Annotated in this window: 13 protein-coding genes; 12 read left to right on the top strand and 1 reads right to left on the bottom strand. The window is 60.9% G+C overall.

Going from position 1 to position 15,411, the window contains the following annotated elements; all coding sequences use genetic code 11:
- Positions 1–19: 19 nt before the first annotated feature.
- The 12 genes from fabZ to ispD all read left to right on the top strand — a co-directional run bounded on the left by fabZ (position 20) and on the right by ispD (position 14,505).
- Complete coding sequence (gene fabZ, locus KVQ74_RS18600) at positions 20–460, top strand: 3-hydroxyacyl-ACP dehydratase FabZ (RefSeq protein WP_003222142.1); 441 nt, start codon at positions 20–22, stop codon at positions 458–460.
- Positions 457–1,233, top strand: coding sequence for an acyl-ACP--UDP-N-acetylglucosamine O-acyltransferase (gene lpxA / locus KVQ74_RS18595; RefSeq protein ID WP_217832630.1), 777 nt, complete (start codon positions 457–459; stop codon positions 1,231–1,233). Before fabZ ends, lpxA begins: the two co-directional genes overlap by 4 nt.
- Positions 1,234–1,235: 2 nt before the next feature.
- Positions 1,236–2,366: a lipid-A-disaccharide synthase gene (gene lpxB / locus KVQ74_RS18590; protein ID WP_217832629.1), complete on the top strand. Its 1,131-nt coding sequence runs from the start codon at positions 1,236–1,238 to the stop codon at positions 2,364–2,366.
- A gap of 11 nt (positions 2,367–2,377) precedes the next feature.
- Positions 2,378–3,004, top strand: a complete 627-nt coding sequence (gene rnhB / locus KVQ74_RS18585) for a ribonuclease HII (RefSeq protein WP_217832658.1) — start codon at positions 2,378–2,380, stop codon at positions 3,002–3,004.
- A gap of 75 nt (positions 3,005–3,079) precedes the next feature.
- Positions 3,080–6,601, top strand: a complete 3,522-nt coding sequence (dnaE, locus tag KVQ74_RS18580) for a DNA polymerase III subunit alpha (protein ID WP_217832628.1) — start codon at positions 3,080–3,082, stop codon at positions 6,599–6,601.
- Between the two features lie 139 nt (positions 6,602–6,740).
- Complete coding sequence (locus tag KVQ74_RS18575; protein ID WP_217832627.1) at positions 6,741–7,688, top strand: acetyl-CoA carboxylase carboxyltransferase subunit alpha; 948 nt, start codon at positions 6,741–6,743, stop codon at positions 7,686–7,688.
- A 133-nt stretch (positions 7,689–7,821) separates the two neighbouring features.
- Positions 7,822–9,150: a tRNA lysidine(34) synthetase TilS gene (gene tilS / locus KVQ74_RS18570; RefSeq protein ID WP_217832626.1), complete on the top strand. Its 1,329-nt coding sequence runs from the start codon at positions 7,822–7,824 to the stop codon at positions 9,148–9,150.
- A gap of 274 nt (positions 9,151–9,424) precedes the next feature.
- Positions 9,425–11,056, top strand: a complete 1,632-nt coding sequence (locus KVQ74_RS18565; protein WP_217832625.1) for a CTP synthase — start codon at positions 9,425–9,427, stop codon at positions 11,054–11,056.
- A 4-nt stretch (positions 11,057–11,060) separates the two neighbouring features.
- On the top strand, positions 11,061–11,906 hold the full coding sequence (gene kdsA / locus KVQ74_RS18560; RefSeq protein WP_217832624.1) for a 3-deoxy-8-phosphooctulonate synthase: 846 nt from the start codon (positions 11,061–11,063) through the stop codon (positions 11,904–11,906).
- 156 nt (positions 11,907–12,062) lie between these two features.
- Positions 12,063–13,352, top strand: a complete 1,290-nt coding sequence (gene eno / locus KVQ74_RS18555; RefSeq protein ID WP_007954808.1) for a phosphopyruvate hydratase — start codon at positions 12,063–12,065, stop codon at positions 13,350–13,352.
- A gap of 170 nt (positions 13,353–13,522) precedes the next feature.
- Positions 13,523–13,801, top strand: a complete 279-nt coding sequence (ftsB, locus tag KVQ74_RS18550; protein ID WP_003222158.1) for a cell division protein FtsB — start codon at positions 13,523–13,525, stop codon at positions 13,799–13,801.
- Positions 13,798–14,505: a 2-C-methyl-D-erythritol 4-phosphate cytidylyltransferase gene (ispD, locus tag KVQ74_RS18545; protein WP_217832623.1), complete on the top strand. Its 708-nt coding sequence runs from the start codon at positions 13,798–13,800 to the stop codon at positions 14,503–14,505. Before ftsB ends, ispD begins: the two co-directional genes overlap by 4 nt.
- Here the strand turns inward: ispD and KVQ74_RS18540 are convergent.
- The gene (locus KVQ74_RS18540) at positions 14,502–15,398 is read right to left on the bottom strand and encodes a LysR substrate-binding domain-containing protein (protein ID WP_217832622.1); all 897 of its coding nucleotides are present in this window, start codon (positions 15,396–15,398) and stop codon (positions 14,502–14,504) included. The genes ispD and KVQ74_RS18540 overlap by 4 nt on opposite strands.
- Positions 15,399–15,411 lie beyond the last annotated feature (13 nt).

Here is a 15,411-nt window from a genome sequence, read left to right as displayed (position 1 = left end):
ACATAGGCTTCCCCCCGAAATGATGGACATCAACGAGATTCGCGAATACCTGCCTCACCGTTACCCGTTCCTGCTGGTGGACCGGGTAGTGGAGCTGGACACCGAAGGCAAGCGCATTCGCGCCTACAAGAATGTCAGCATCAACGAACCGTTCTTCAATGGTCACTTCCCGGCGCATCCAATCATGCCGGGCGTGCTGATCATCGAGGCGATGGCTCAGGCTGCCGGGATCCTCGGTTTCAAAATGCTCGACGTGAAGCCGGCCGACGGCACCCTGTATTACTTCGTCGGCTCCGACAAGCTGCGCTTCCGCCAGCCGGTATTGCCGGGCGACCAATTGATCCTTGAAGCCAAGTTCATCAGCTGCAAGCGTCAGATCTGGAAATTCGAATGCCAGGCTTCGGTCGATGGCAAGCCGGTCTGCTCCGCTGAAATCATCTGTGCGGAACGCAAGCTATGAGTTTGATTGACCCTCGCGCAATCATCGACCCGTCGGCCGTCCTGGCAGAGGGTGTCGAGGTCGGCCCGTGGTCGATCATCGGCGCAGGTGTGGAAATCGGCGAGGGAACCGTGATCGGGCCGCATGTGGTCCTCAAAGGCCCGACCCGCATTGGCAAGCACAACCGTATCTATCAGTTTTCCTCGGTAGGCGAAGACACCCCCGATCTGAAGTACAAGGGCGAAGAAACCCGCCTGGTGATCGGCGATCACAACGTGATCCGCGAAGGTGTGACGATTCACCGTGGCACGATTCAGGACCGCTCGGAAACCACCCTGGGCGACCACAACCTGATCATGGCCTACGCCCACATCGGTCACGACAGCGTGATTGGCAACCACTGCATCCTGGTCAACAACACGGCGCTGGCCGGGCATGTACACGTTGAAGACTGGGCGATCCTGTCCGGTTTCACCCTGGTTCACCAGTATTGCCATATCGGCGCCCACAGCTTTTCCGGCATGGGCACGGCGATCGGCAAGGACGTTCCGGCATTCGTCACCGTGTTCGGCAACCCGGCCGAGGCGCGCAGCATGAACTTCGAAGGCATGCGCCGTCGCGGTTTCAGCGAAGATGCGATCCACGCCCTGCGTCGCGCCTACAAAACTGTTTACCGTCAGGGTCTGACGGTGGAGCAGGCATTGGCGGAACTGGCCGAACCTGCCGCGCAGTTCCCGGAAGTCGCGGTGTTCCGTGACTCCATCCAGTCGTCGACTCGCGGCATCACCCGCTGATCATGGCCAATCTGCGTATTGCGCTGGTGGCGGGTGAAGCTTCCGGCGACATCCTGGGCGCCGGCCTCATGCGGGCGCTCAAGGCACAGCACCCGGCGGTCGAGTTCATTGGTGTCGGTGGCCCGCTGATGCAGGCCGAAGGCCTGACCTCCTACTTTCCCATGGAGCGCCTGTCGGTCATGGGCCTGGTGGAGGTGCTCGGGCGGCTGCGCGAGTTGCTCAAGCGACGCAAAGAGCTGATCGCCACGCTGATTGCCGAGAAGCCGGACGCGTTCATCGGCATCGATGCCCCGGATTTCAACCTCAATATCGAACTCAAGCTGCGTCAGGCCGGGATCAAGACGGTGCATTACGTCAGTCCGTCGGTCTGGGCCTGGCGGCAGAAGCGTGTGCTGAAGATCCGCGAAGGCTGCGATCTGATGCTGACGCTGTTCCCGTTCGAAGCAAAATTCTACGAAGAAAAGGGCGTGCCGGTGCGGTTCGTCGGGCATTCGCTGGCCGATACCATTCCGCTGGAAGCCGATCGCAGTGCGGCACGCGCCGAGCTGGGTCTTTCCGACGGGCCGCTGGTGGCACTGATGCCGGGTAGCCGTGGCGGTGAAGTCGGTCGTCTCGGTGCTTTGTTCCTCGATACCGCCCAGCGCCTGCGGGCCATGCGTCCCGGTGTGCGTTTCGTGATGCCTTGCGCCAATCCTGAGCGTCGTGTGCAACTGGAAGCGTTGCTGGCCGGTCGCGATCTGCCGGTGACCCTGCTCGACGGCAAATCCCATCTGGCCCTCGCGGCCTGTAATGCGGTGCTCATTGCCTCCGGGACGGCCACCCTCGAAGCGCTGCTGTACAAGCGGCCGATGGTGGTGGCGTACCGTCTGGCACCGTTGACGTTCTGGATTCTCAAACGCATGGTCAAGAGTCCGTACGTGTCCCTGCCGAACCTGCTGGCCCAGCGTCTGCTGGTGCCGGAATTGTTGCAGGATGATGCGACGGTCGAAGCGCTGGCCCAGACGCTTTCGCCGCTGATCGAGGGGGGCGAGGAGCAGACTCGTGGCTTCGACGAGATTCACCGCACCTTGCGCCTCGACGCCTCCAATCAGGCGGCGGATGCCGTCCTGAACCTGATCGGTCAAACACGATGAGCAAAACAAGCATGCAGATGGGCCTGGATTTCACCCTGGTCGCCGAAGTCGAAGAGCTGGTGGCCGGCGTCGATGAAGTCGGTCGCGGCCCGTTGTGCGGTGCGGTGGTAACGGCGGCGGTGATCCTCGATCCGAACCGGCCGATCCTCGGCCTCAACGATTCGAAGAAACTCACCGAAGCCCGGCGCGAAAAACTCTACGACGAAATCTGCGAAAAAGCCCTGAGCTGGTGCATCGCCCGCGCAGAGGTCGAAGAAATCGACGAGCTGAATATCCTGCACGCGACCATGCTGGCGATGCAGCGCGCGGTGGCCGGCCTGCACATCCAGCCGAAGCTGGCGATGATCGACGGCAACCGCTGCCCGAAACTGCCGATGCGTTCCGAAGCGGTGGTCAAGGGCGACAGCAAGGTGCCGGCGATCGCTGCGGCATCGATTCTGGCCAAGGTCAGCCGTGATCGCGAGATGGCCGCGTTCGAATTGATCTATCCGGGTTACGGCATCGGCGGCCACAAAGGCTATCCGACCCCCGTTCATCTGGAAGCCCTGACGCGACTTGGCCCGACGCCGATTCACCGGCGTTCGTTCGCCCCGGTGCGTCAGGCTTACGAAGCGCTGGAAGGTCTGACGCCGGTTTAGCGGCAGGCTGATGTTTTGTTCGAGGCCCGGTACAATCCGGGCCTTGTTGTCTCTATGTAACTGGACAGGATCACTATGCCGGCTTCATTCGTTCATCTACGCCTGCACACTGAATACTCCCTGGTCGACGGGCTGGTGCGGATCAAGCCGCTGGTCAAGGCGCTGGCCGGTATGAACATGCCGGCCGTCGCGGTCACCGACCAGAACAACATGTGTTCCCTGGTCAAATTCTATAAAACCAGCATGGGTGCGGGGATCAAGCCGATCTGCGGCGCCGACCTGTGGCTGTCGAACAAGGATCCGGATGCGCCGCTGAGCCGGATCAGCCTGCTGGTGATGAATGCCCTGGGTTATCGCAACCTCACCGAGCTGATCTCTCGCGGTTTCATGGATGGTCAGCGCAACGGCATGATCATCATCGAGCGCGAATGGGTGGCCGAGGCCAGCGAAGGCCTGATCATGCTGTCCGCCGCCAAAGAAGGCGAGATCGGCATGGCCCTGATCGCCGGTAACCCCGGCGAGGCCGAGACCCTGACGCGCGAATGGATGGCAGTGTTCCCGGATCGTTTTTATCTGGAAATCCAGCGCACCAGCCGCGTCAATGACGAAGAGCAATTGCACGGTGCCGTGGCCCTGGCCGACAAACTCGGCGCGCCGCTGGTGGCGACCAACGATGTGCGCTTCATCAAGCAGGAAGATTTCGAAGCCCACGAAACCCGCGTGTGCATCGGTGAAGGCCGGGCGCTGGACGATCCGCGCCGTTCGAAGAATTACAGCGATCAGCAGTACCTGAAAAGCGCCGAAGAAATGGCTGAGCTGTTCAGTGATCTGCCGGACGCGCTGGAAAACACCGTCGAAATCGCCAAGCGTTGCAACATCGATGTGAAGCTGGGCAAGCACTTCCTGCCCGACTATCCGATCCCCGATGGCATGACCATCGACGAATATTTTCGCAAGGTGTCGTTCGATGGCCTCGACGAGCGCCTTGAGATATTGCTGCCCAAGGACACCACCGAGGATTACGACGCCAAGCGTCAGGTCTATATCGACCGGCTGAATTTCGAGCTGGATATCATCATCCAGATGGGGTTCCCCGGTTACTTCCTGATCGTGATGGACTTTATCCAGTGGGCCAAGAGCAACGGCGTGCCGGTCGGCCCTGGCCGGGGGTCGGGTGCCGGGTCGCTGGTGGCCTATGTGCAGAAGATCACCGACCTCGATCCGCTGGAATACGACCTGCTGTTCGAACGTTTCCTCAACCCGGAACGGGTTTCCATGCCCGACTTCGACGTCGACTTCTGCATGGACGGTCGCGACCGGGTGATCGACTACGTGGCCGACAAGTACGGCCGCAATGCGGTGAGCCAGATCATCACGTTCGGTTCCATGGCCGCGAAGGCTGTGGTGCGTGACGTGGCGCGGGCGCAGGGCAAGTCGTTCGGGCTGGCGGATCGTCTGTCGAAGATGATCCCGTTCGAAGTCGGCATGACCCTGGAAAAGGCCTACGAGCAGGAAGAAATCCTGCGCGACTTCATCAAGGTCGATGAAGAGGCTGCGGAAATCTGGGAGATGGCGCGCAAGCTCGAGGGCGTGGTGCGTAACGTCGGTAAACACGCCGGTGGTGTGGTGATCGCGCCGACCAAGCTGACCGACTTCTCGCCGATCTATTGCGACGAGGCCGGCGATGGCCTGGTGACCCAGTTCGACAAGGACGACGTTGAAGCCGCCGGCCTGGTGAAGTTCGACTTCCTCGGTCTGCGAACCCTGACGATCATCGACTGGGCGCTGAAAACGATCAACCGCGATCGCGCCAAGGTCAACGAGGCGCCGCTGGACATCGCGCTGATCCCGCTCGACGACAAGCCGACCTACAGCCTGCTGCAAAAGGCTGAAACCACGGCGGTGTTCCAGCTTGAATCCCGGGGCATGAAAGAGCTGATCAAAAAGCTCAAGCCCGACTGCCTCGAGGACCTTATCGCACTGGTGGCGCTGTTCCGTCCTGGCCCGTTGCAATCGGGCATGGTGGATGACTTCATCAACCGCAAGCACGGGCGCGCCGAGCTGGCGTATCCGCATCCGGACTACCAGTACGATGGCCTGCAGCCGGTACTGGCACCGACCTACGGCATCATCCTGTATCAGGAACAGGTGATGCAGATCGCCCAGGTCATGGCCGGTTACACCCTCGGCGGCGCGGACATGCTGCGCCGGGCGATGGGTAAGAAAAAACCCGAGGAAATGGCCAAGCAGCGCGGCGGTTTCATCGAGGGGTGTGCGTCGAACAATATCGATGCGGACCTCGCCGGTAACATTTTCGACCTGGTGGAAAAGTTCGCCGGTTACGGCTTCAACAAATCCCACTCCGCCGCCTATGGCCTGGTCTCGTACCAGACCGCCTGGCTGAAAGCCCATTACCCGGCGCCGTTCATGGCGGCGGTACTGTCGGCGGATATGCACAACACCGACAAGGTCGTGACCTTGATCGAGGAAGTGCGCACCATGAAGCTGCGCCTCGACGCGCCGGACGTAAACACTTCGGAGTTCAAGTTCACGGTGAACGACGAAGGCCGCATCGTTTATGGCCTGGGCGCGATCAAAGGCGTCGGCGAAGGCCCGGTGGAAGCGATCACCGAGGCCCGTCAGGACGGTCCGTTCAAGGATCTTTTCGACTTCTGCGCGCGTGTCGACCTCAAGCGGATCAACAAGCGTACGCTCGACGGTCTGATTCGCAGCGGTGCGCTGGATCGTCTCGGCCCGTATTTCCATGACGAGCAAAAAGCCTATCAGGCCAATATCGACCGCAACCGCGCCGTGCTGCTGGCAGCGATGGAGGAGGCGATCAAGTCGGCGGAACAGACTGCCCGCACCCACGACAGCGGCCATGCCGACCTGTTCGGCGGATTGTTTGTCGAGGAAGACGCCGACGTTTATGCCACGCACCGCAAGGCCAAGGAGATGACCCTCAAGGAGCGTCTCAAGGGTGAAAAAGACACCCTGGGCCTGTACCTGACCGGTCACCCGATTGACGAATACGAGGGTGAAATCCGCCGTTTCGCCCGCCAGCGCATCATCGACCTGAAACCGGCCCGGGATACCCAGACCGTGGCGGGGATGATCATCGCCCTGCGGGTAATGAAGAACAAAAAGGGCGACAAGATGGGGTTCATCACCCTCGACGACCGCTCCGGACGGATCGAGGCGTCGCTGTTCGCCGATGCGTTCCATTCCGCGCAATCGCTGTTGCAGACCGATGCGATGGTGGTGGTCGAGGGCGAAGTCAGCAACGATGACTTCTCCGGCGGCCTGCGCCTGCGGGTCAAGCGGGTGATGAGCATGGAAGATGCGCGCACCAATCTGGCCGAGAGCCTGCGTCTGAAGTTGCAGACCCAGGATCTGAGAGGCGATCAGCTACGCTGGTTGGGTGATTTGCTCAAGCGTCATCGCGGGGCATGCCCGGTCACCATGGAATACACCAGCCCGGACGCCAAGACCTTGCTGCAGTTTGGCGAGGGCTGGCGGATAGACCCGGCGGATACCTTGATTCAAGCCTTGCGTGACCAGTTCGGGAGAGACAACGTCTTCCTCCAATACCGTTGACCGGGAGGTGATATCAATTCGCCTGCCCGCAACCTGAATTTTTAATCTCGACCTCAGCGCGCCTCTCCCTTAAGGTAGGGCGCGAATAGACAACCGGCCGGCCCAAGCTCACTTGGGACACGACCCAAGACGGACGCCTATGAACCCGAATTTTCTAGATTTCGAACAGCCGATCGCCGACCTGCAATCCAAGATCGAAGAGTTGCGCTTGGTCGGTAATGACAATTCGCTGAATATCGGCGATGAGATTTCCCGCCTGCAGGACAAGAGCAAGACGCTGACCGAAGACATCTTCGGCAAGCTGACCAGCTGGCAGATCGCACGTCTGGCACGTCACCCGAAACGTCCCTACACCCTGGACTACATCGACCACATCTTCACCGAGTTCGACGAACTGCACGGTGATCGTCACTTCTCCGACGATGCTGCGATCGTTGGCGGCATCGCCCGTCTCGACGACCAGCCGGTGATGGTGATCGGTCACCAGAAGGGCCGTGAAGTGCGTGAGAAGGTACGCCGCAACTTCGGCATGCCGCGTCCGGAAGGCTACCGCAAGGCCTGCCGTCTGATGGAGATGGCCGAGCGGTTCAAGATGCCGATCCTGACCTTCATCGACACCCCGGGCGCCTACCCGGGCATCGACGCTGAAGAGCGCAACCAGAGCGAAGCGATCGCCTGGAACCTGCGTGTCATGGCGCGTCTGAAAACCCCGATCATCGCCACCGTGATCGGTGAAGGTGGTTCCGGCGGTGCACTGGCCATCGGCGTGTGCGATCAGTTGAACATGCTGCAGTATTCGACCTACGCGGTGATCTCGCCGGAAGGTTGCGCGTCGATTCTGTGGAAAACCGCAGAAAAAGCGCCGGATGCCGCTGAAGCCATGGGCATCACCGCCGAGCGCCTGAAAGGCCTGGGCATCGTCGACAAAGTGATCGACGAGCCACTGGGCGGCGCTCACCGCGACCCGGCGGCCGCTGCCGCACTGATCCGCGCCGAGCTGAGCGCGCAACTGGCGATGCTGAAGAAGTTCGACAATGACGCGCTGCTGGCCCGTCGTTACGAGCGTCTGATGAGCTACGGTCTCTGATCGAACACGCAACACCCAATGTGGGAGCGGGTTTGCTCGCGAAAGCGGTATAACAGTCGACCGATGTGTCGAATGTTGAAACGCCTTCGCGAGCAGACCCGCTCCCACATTTGATTTGGGCAAAGAGATAGATATGGCTCAGTCCCCGATTGATCTGCCTTCCCGGCTCTTGCTGAATCTCAAGCCCTGGCGCAACGCCACGCATTGGCGTGTCGCCTTCTCTGGGGGGCTCGATTCCACCGTCCTGCTGCATCTGCTCGCCCACCTCGCCCAAACACACGCCCTGCCGGCGCTGAGTGCCATCCATGTCCATCATGGCCTCCAGGCGGCGGCCGACGCGTGGCCGGCGCATTGCCAGGTTGTGTGCGATGCGCTGCGAGTGCCGCTGCACGTTGTGCGTGTGCAGGTGCAGGCGGGGGCCAGTCTGGAGCGGGCCGCACGGGACGCCCGGTACGCCGCGTTCAGTTCGCTGACGCAAGCCGATGACGTGCTGCTGACCGGCCAGCATCGCGACGATCAGGCTGAAACCCTGCTGTTTCGCCTGTTGCGCGGTGCCGGGGTGCGGGGATTGTCCGGCATGCCGGCGCAGCGCGCGCTGGGGCAGGGCAGTCTGGTTCGGCCCTTGCTCGACGTCAGCCGCGCCGAGCTGGCAGCGTATGCGCAGTTCCATCGATTGCACTGGATCGAGGACCCGTCGAACCAGGATCGGCAGTTTTCCCGCAATTATCTGCGCCATCAGGTGATGCCATCGCTGACGGGGCGCTGGCCGCAGGCGCAGGCGAGCATGGCCCGTAGCGCCGCGCATCTGCGGGAGGCGCAAGAGCTGCTCGATGAGCTGGCGCAGATCGACCTGGCCCGCTGCGTCACGCCGAGTGGGTTCGCCTGGCTCGGGGTGCCCTCCCTGGACCTTGCGGCGCTCGCCGGATTGTCCGCTGCCCGTCAACGCAACGCGCTGAGTCACTGGCTGGAACCGCTGACCCGCTTGCCGGACACCGACCACTGGTCGGGCTGGACTGGTCTCGTCGCTGCCGCGAGCGATGCCGCACCGGTGTGGCGGCTGGCCGATGGCGAGTTGCACCGAGGCGCCGGTCGGGTGTGGTGGCTCAGCGGTCACTGGTTGCGGACACCGCAGATTCACGACGAATGGCGCGATCCTTCACAGCCGTTGCATCTGCCGGATAACGGACATGTCATGTTCAGCGGTCAGACTCCTGCCGGGCCGCTGCACATCGGCTATCGACAGGGCGGTGAAGTGCTGGAGTTGGCGGGTCGTGGTCATCGTGACCTCAAGCGCCTGCTCAATGAGCGCGCGGTGCCGGCGTTTGTCCGTGGCAGATTGCCGCTGCTGTTTCGTGGCGAGGAATTGCTTGCCGTGGCGAACCTGCCGGGGCTCGACGGCTCTGCGCAGGACGGCTGGAAATTGCATTGGCAGCCAACAGGTGAAGATCAAGGTTTGAGATGAAAGGGGCATTCCGGTAGACTACGCTCCCTTCTTGATACAACTTCTGTGGATTCGCCTGAATTGCAGGAGTTGCCGATTACCAAGCAGTCTTTGCTGGGCGATTCCAAAAAATGTGTAGCGAGCAACGTACCGGTGTTTTCACTTCCGGTCTGTCCCAACGCGGCGGTTTTTTTGAAAGGTGCACTGTGATTAATGCAGGTGATCGGGGGCTTCGGCCTTCCTTCGCTTTCCCCGGCGGCACTGACCGCTTTAACGCAGACTTCTAGGGTTTTTCATGACGCGCTACATATTCGTCACGGGCGGTGTTGTTTCTTCATTGGGGAAAGGCATTGCCTCGGCTTCATTGGCGGCCATCCTGGAGGCGCGGGGGCTTAAGGTCACCATGCTCAAGCTGGATCCGTACATCAACGTCGACCCGGGCACCATGAGCCCGTTCCAGCACGGTGAAGTGTTCGTCACCCACGACGGCGCCGAGACCGACCTGGACCTGGGCCACTACGAGCGGTTCATCCGCACGACCATGACCCAGAACAACAACTTCACCACCGGCCGTGTCTACGAGCACGTGCTGCGCAAAGAGCGCCGTGGTGACTACCTGGGCGCAACCATCCAGGTGATCCCGCACATCACCGACGAAATCAAGCGTCGCATCATCAAGGGCGCCGGCGATGCCGACGTGGCCCTGGTGGAAATCGGCGGTACGGTCGGCGACATCGAATCGCAACCGTTCCTCGAAGCCATCCGCCAACTGCGCGCGGAAGTCGGTTCCAAGCGCGCGATGCTGATGCACCTGACCCTGGTTCCGTACATCGCCACCGCTGGCGAGACCAAGACCAAGCCGACCCAGCACTCGGTTAAAGAGCTGCGTTCGATCGGCCTGCAGCCAGACGTGCTGATCTGCCGCTCCGACCATCCGGTGGATGTGTCCTCGCGTCGCAAGATCGCCCTGTTCACCAACGTTGAAGAGCGTGCGGTGATCTCTCTGGAAGACGTCGACACCATCTACAAGATCCCGGCCGTGCTGCACGCCCAGGGTCTGGACGATTTCGTCGTCGAGCGTTTCGGCCTGCAATGCAATGGCGCCGACCTGTCCGAGTGGGAAAAGGTCGTCGATGCCAAGCTGAACCCGGAGCACGAAGTCACCATCGCGATGGTCGGCAAGTACATGGAGCTGCTGGACGCCTACAAGTCGCTGATCGAAGCGATGAGTCACGCCGGCATCACCAACCGCACCAAGGTCAACCTGCGCTACATCGACTCCGAAGACATCGAAAACCAGGGCACCGCTCTGCTGGAAGGTGTCGACGCGATTCTGGTGCCGGGCGGCTTCGGTCTGCGTGGCGTGGAAGGCAAGATCACTGCCGTTCAATACGCTCGCGAGAACAAGGTTCCCTACCTGGGTATCTGCCTCGGCATGCAAGTGGCGGTTATCGAATTCGCCCGTAACGTGATGGGCTGGAAAGACGCGAACTCCACCGAGTTCGACCGCGCCAGCGGCCACCCGGTCGTGGGCCTGATCACCGAATGGGCAGATGCCACCGGTGCCGTCGAAACCCGTACCGAAGCCTCCGATCTGGGCGGCACCATGCGTCTCGGCGCTCAGGAATGCCTGCTTGAAGCCGGTTCCAAGGTGCATGACTGCTACGCCAAGGACGTGATTGTCGAGCGTCACCGTCACCGTTACGAAGTGAACAACAACCTGCTGCCACAACTGATCGAAGCCGGCCTGAAAATCTCCGGTCGCTCGGCTGACGCCGCACTGGTTGAAGTGGTCGAGGCTGCGGATCATCCATGGTTCGTCGCTTGCCAGTTCCACCCAGAGTTCACCTCGACTCCGCGTGACGGCCATCCGCTGTTCAGCGGTTTCGTCAAGGCAGCATTGGCTCAACACCAGAAGAAGGCGTAACCCGATGGCACAGAAGATCATCCGCGTCGGCGACATCGAGATTGCCAACGACAAACCCATGGTGCTGTTCGGCGGCATGAACGTGCTGGAAAGCCGCGACATGGCCATGCAGGTTTGCGAAGAGTACGTGAAGGTCACCGAGAAACTCGGTATCCCTTACGTGTTCAAGGCCAGTTTCGACAAGGCCAACCGTTCTTCTGTGACCTCCTATCGCGGTCCTGGCCTGGAAGAGGGCCTGCGCATCTTCCAGGACATCAAACAAGCCTTCGGCGTGCCGATCATCACCGACGTCCACGAGCCGGAACAGGCTCAGCCCGTCGCTGAAGTCTGCGACATCATCCAGTTGCCGGCTTTCCTGTCGCGTCAGACCGATCTGGTCGTGGCGATGGCGAAGACCGGCGCGGTGATCAATATCAAGAAAGCCCAGTTCCTCGCGCCTCAGGAAATGAAACACATCCTGAGCAAGTGCGTGGAAGCGGGTAACGATCAGTTGATCCTCTGCGAGCGTGGTTCGAGCTTCGGCTACAACAACCTCGTGGTCGACATGCTCGGCTTCGGCATCATGAAGCAGTTCGAATACCCGGTGTTCTTCGACGTGACCCACTCGCTGCAGATGCCAGGCGGTCGTTCTGACTCCGCCGGCGGCCGTCGCGCCCAGGTCACCGATCTGGCCAAGGCTGGCATGAGCCAGTCGTTGGCAGGTCTGTTCCTCGAAGCGCATCCGGATCCGGACAACGCCAAATGCGACGGCCCTTGCGCCTTGCGTCTGGACAAACTGGAGCCATTCCTGGCCCAGCTCAAGGCTTTGGACGAACTGGTGAAGAGTTTTCCGACGGTAGAGACCGCGTAAACCTCATTTCTCCGGTAAAGTACCGCACGATTTGTCGCTCATGCCCTCGGGCATGAGCGTTGTCGTCTGCAAGCTGCCCGCTGCACACCTCTTGCCGACGGCAAAAAGATTTCCTCTAGCTGCGTCGTTTTCGTCAACTTTGGAGTGTTTACAACAATGGCAAAAATCGTCGACATCAAAGGTCGTGAAGTCCTCGACTCCCGTGGCAATCCCACCGTGGAAGCGGACGTGCTTCTCGATAACGGCATCATCGGCAGCGCTTGCGCGCCGTCCGGTGCTTCCACTGGCTCGCGCGAAGCGCTGGAGCTGCGTGATGGCGACAAGAGCCGTTACCTGGGCAAGGGCGTGCTCAAGGCGGTAGCCAACATCAACGGTCCGATCCGCGATCTGCTGCTGGGCACCGACCCAAGCGACCAGAAAGCCCTGGATCACGCGATGATCAAGCTCGACGGTACTGAAAACAAGGCGACCCTGGGTGCCAACGCCATCCTCGCCGTGTCCCTGGCTGCCGCCAAGGCTGCCGCACAGGACCAGGACCTGCCGCTGTACGCACACATCGCCAACCTGAACGGCACCCCGGGTGTCTACTCGATGCCGGTTCCGATGATGAACATCATCAACGGTGGCGAGCACGCCGATAACAACGTCGACATCCAGGAGTTCATGGTTCAGCCGGTGGGCGCCAAGTCTTTCTCGGAAGGTCTGCGCATGGGCACCGAGATTTTCCATCACCTCAAAGCCGTGCTGAAGGCCCGTGGCCTGAGCACTGCCGTCGGTGACGAAGGTGGTTTCGCACCGAACCTGGCTTCCAACGAAGACGCGCTGAAAGTGATCTCCGAAGCGGTGGCCAACGCCGGTTACAAGCTGGGCACCGACGTGACCCTGGCGCTGGACTGCGCAGCCAGCGAGTTCTTCGAAGACGGCAAGTACAACCTGTCCGGCGAAGGCCAGGTGTTCACCGCTGAAGGTTTCGCCGACTACCTCAAAGGCCTGACCGAGCGTTACCCGATCATCTCCATCGAAGACGGTCTGGACGAGTCCGACTGGGCTGGCTGGAAGATCCTCACCGACAAGATCGGCGAGAAGACCCAACTGGTGGGCGACGACCTGTTCGTGACCAACACCAAGATCCTGAAAGAAGGCATCGACAAGAAGATCGCCAACTCGATCCTGATCAAGTTCAACCAGATCGGCACCCTGACCGAAACCCTGGAAGCCATCCAGATGGCCAAGGCTGCCGGTTACACCGCCGTGATCTCGCACCGTTCCGGCGAAACCGAAGATTCGACCATTGCCGACCTGGCCGTGGGCACCTCGGCTGGCCAGATCAAGACCGGTTCGCTGTGCCGTTCCGACCGCGTTTCCAAGTACAACCAACTGCTGCGTATCGAAGAGCAGTTGAATGGCAAGGCCAAGTACAACGGTCGCAGCGAGTTCCGCGGCTAAGTTGTAAATGGTAAAAAGACACCGGATTGTGTCGGAAAAGTCGTGACAGCGATGGATTTGCCACTAATCTGATGCCTTATATGCACAAGCCTGGATCTTCCAGGCTTCGTGCTATCAGACGTTTCAAAGTTTTGCGTGGCTGTCTTTTTTCACTGGATACCTGATATTCGATGCGCAGTCCTTACTGGTTGTTTCTCGTTTTGCTCTTGCTGCTGGCCGGTCTGCAATACCGCCTGTGGGTGGGCAATGGCAGTCTGGCGCAAGTCGCCGAGCTGAATCAGCAGATCGCCGATCAGCACGCCGAGAACGAAGCCCTGCTGGAGCGCAACCGGGTGATGGACGCTGAAGTCAGCGAGTTGAAGAAGGGCATGGAGACCGTCGAAGAACGGGCTCGCCATGAGCTGGGCATGGTCAAGGACGGTGAAACCCTTTACCAGTTGGCCCAATGATCGATTCCCTGCCGGCCTTCTGGGCCGTGATTCCTGCCGCGGGCGTCGGTGCCCGTATGGCCGCGGACCGTCCCAAGCAATATCTGCAACTGGGCGGGCGCACAATTCTTGAACACAGCCTCGGCTGTTTCCTCGATCACCCGAGCCTCAAGGGCCTGGTGGTCAGTCTTGCTGCTGACGATCCCTACTGGCCGAACCTGGCTTGCGTCAGCGATCCGCGTATTCAGCGGGTCGAAGGTGGTGCCGAACGTTCTGCCTCGGTGCTCAACGCCTTGCTGCATCTGCATGCCCAAGGTGCCGACGATGACGATTGGGTGCTGGTGCACGATGCGGCCCGTCCCAACCTGAGCCGCGATGATCTCGACAGGCTGCTGGCCGAACTCGCCGACGATCCGGTCGGAGGCCTGCTGGCCGTGCCGGCGCGAGACACCCTGAAACGGGTCGACAAGCACGGTCGAGTGGTCGAAACCGTTGACCGCAGTGTGATCTGGCAGGCCTATACCCCGCAGATGTTCCGCCTCGGTGCGTTGCACCGGGCGCTGGCGGACAGTCTGGTGGCCGATGCCGTGATCACCGATGAAGCCTCGGCGATGGAGTGGGCCGGCATGGCGCCGCGTCTGATCGAGGGGCGGGCGGATAACCTCAAGGTCACCCGTCCTGAGGATCTGGAGTGGTTGCGCCAGCGCTGGGCGAATCGCCGCTAGATCCGGTATTCCGGCCGCTCAGCCAATCCTTCCTTCAAGAAATCCACCAGTTTGCGCACCTTCGGTGACAGATGGCGTTGTTGCGGATACAGCGCCCACACCGCCGTGTTCGGCGGTTGATGCGCCTCAAGCAAGGAAATCAACGCACCGCTGTGCAAATGCTCCAGCACGTAATAGTCCGGCAACTGGCACAACCCGACGCCTTGCAACGCCGCGTCGAGCACCGCTTGCCCACTGTTGCAGCGCCAGTTTCCCTGGACGCGCTGGGAAAATTCCCGCCCGTTCTGTTCCAGTTGCCAGAGGTCCGAACTGCCGATGAGGCAGTTGTGCCGACTCAGCTCCGACAAACTGTGTGGGCGCCCGTACCGTTCAAGGTAGGAAGGCGACGCACACAAGTACATCCGTCGCGGTGCCAAACGGGTCGCCACCAGCCGTGAGTCCTGCAATCGTCCCAGGCGAATCGCCAGATCCAGGCCTTCATGCACCAGATCCAGTTGCCGGTTGGTCAGCTCGATATCAATGCGCAGTTGCGGGTAATGCCCCATGAACCGGGTCACCAGCGGCACGATGAAACGTTCGCCATAGGCCACGGCGCAGGTCATGCGCAGCATGCCTTTCGGTTCGCTGGTCAGGTCGCCGACCGCGCGCAACGCTTCTTCACGGCCATCCTGCAAGCGCTGGCAATGTTGCAGAAACGTTTGGCCGGCCTCGGTCAGCGTGACTCGCCGGGTGCTGCGATACAGGAGTCGTGTCTGCAAGCGCTCTTCCAGTCGTACGATTTGGCGACTGATGTGCGAGGAAGAAACCCCAAGTCGTTCGGCGGCGGCGGTGAACTGGCTGCATTCGGCGACGGCGACGAATTCGTCGATGCCTTCCCAGCGATTTTCGGACATCGAGATTATCCCT

Origin of the sequence: Pseudomonas botevensis (assembly GCF_019145475.1) — a bacterium.
GTDB lineage: Bacteria > Pseudomonadota > Gammaproteobacteria > Pseudomonadales > Pseudomonadaceae > Aquipseudomonas > Aquipseudomonas botevensis.
The sequence above is the reverse complement of the archived record's forward strand: the minus strand, read 5'-3'. Positions and strand labels throughout refer to the sequence as shown.

What these genes read in the sequence shown, in the direction of transcription:
- rnhB (WP_217832658.1), top strand. Translation starts at nt 2,378, where the DNA reads ATGCAGATGGGCCTGGATTTCACCCTGGTCGCCGAAGTCGAAGAGCTG.
- ftsB (WP_003222158.1), top strand. Translation starts at nt 13,523, where the DNA reads ATGCGCAGTCCTTACTGGTTGTTTCTCGTTTTGCTCTTGCTGCTGGCC.
- dnaE (WP_217832628.1), top strand. Translation starts at nt 3,080, where the DNA reads ATGCCGGCTTCATTCGTTCATCTACGCCTGCACACTGAATACTCCCTG.
- lpxB (WP_217832629.1), top strand. Translation starts at nt 1,236, where the DNA reads ATGGCCAATCTGCGTATTGCGCTGGTGGCGGGTGAAGCTTCCGGCGAC.
- kdsA (WP_217832624.1), top strand. Translation starts at nt 11,061, where the DNA reads ATGGCACAGAAGATCATCCGCGTCGGCGACATCGAGATTGCCAACGAC.
- KVQ74_RS18565 (WP_217832625.1), top strand. Translation starts at nt 9,425, where the DNA reads ATGACGCGCTACATATTCGTCACGGGCGGTGTTGTTTCTTCATTGGGG.
- lpxA (WP_217832630.1), top strand. Translation starts at nt 457, where the DNA reads ATGAGTTTGATTGACCCTCGCGCAATCATCGACCCGTCGGCCGTCCTG.
- KVQ74_RS18540 (WP_217832622.1), bottom strand. Translation starts at nt 15,398, where the DNA reads ATGTCCGAAAATCGCTGGGAAGGCATCGACGAATTCGTCGCCGTCGCC.
- eno (WP_007954808.1), top strand. Translation starts at nt 12,063, where the DNA reads ATGGCAAAAATCGTCGACATCAAAGGTCGTGAAGTCCTCGACTCCCGT.
- tilS (WP_217832626.1), top strand. Translation starts at nt 7,822, where the DNA reads ATGGCTCAGTCCCCGATTGATCTGCCTTCCCGGCTCTTGCTGAATCTC.
- fabZ (WP_003222142.1), top strand. Translation starts at nt 20, where the DNA reads ATGATGGACATCAACGAGATTCGCGAATACCTGCCTCACCGTTACCCG.
- ispD (WP_217832623.1), top strand. Translation starts at nt 13,798, where the DNA reads ATGATCGATTCCCTGCCGGCCTTCTGGGCCGTGATTCCTGCCGCGGGC.
- KVQ74_RS18575 (WP_217832627.1), top strand. Translation starts at nt 6,741, where the DNA reads ATGAACCCGAATTTTCTAGATTTCGAACAGCCGATCGCCGACCTGCAA.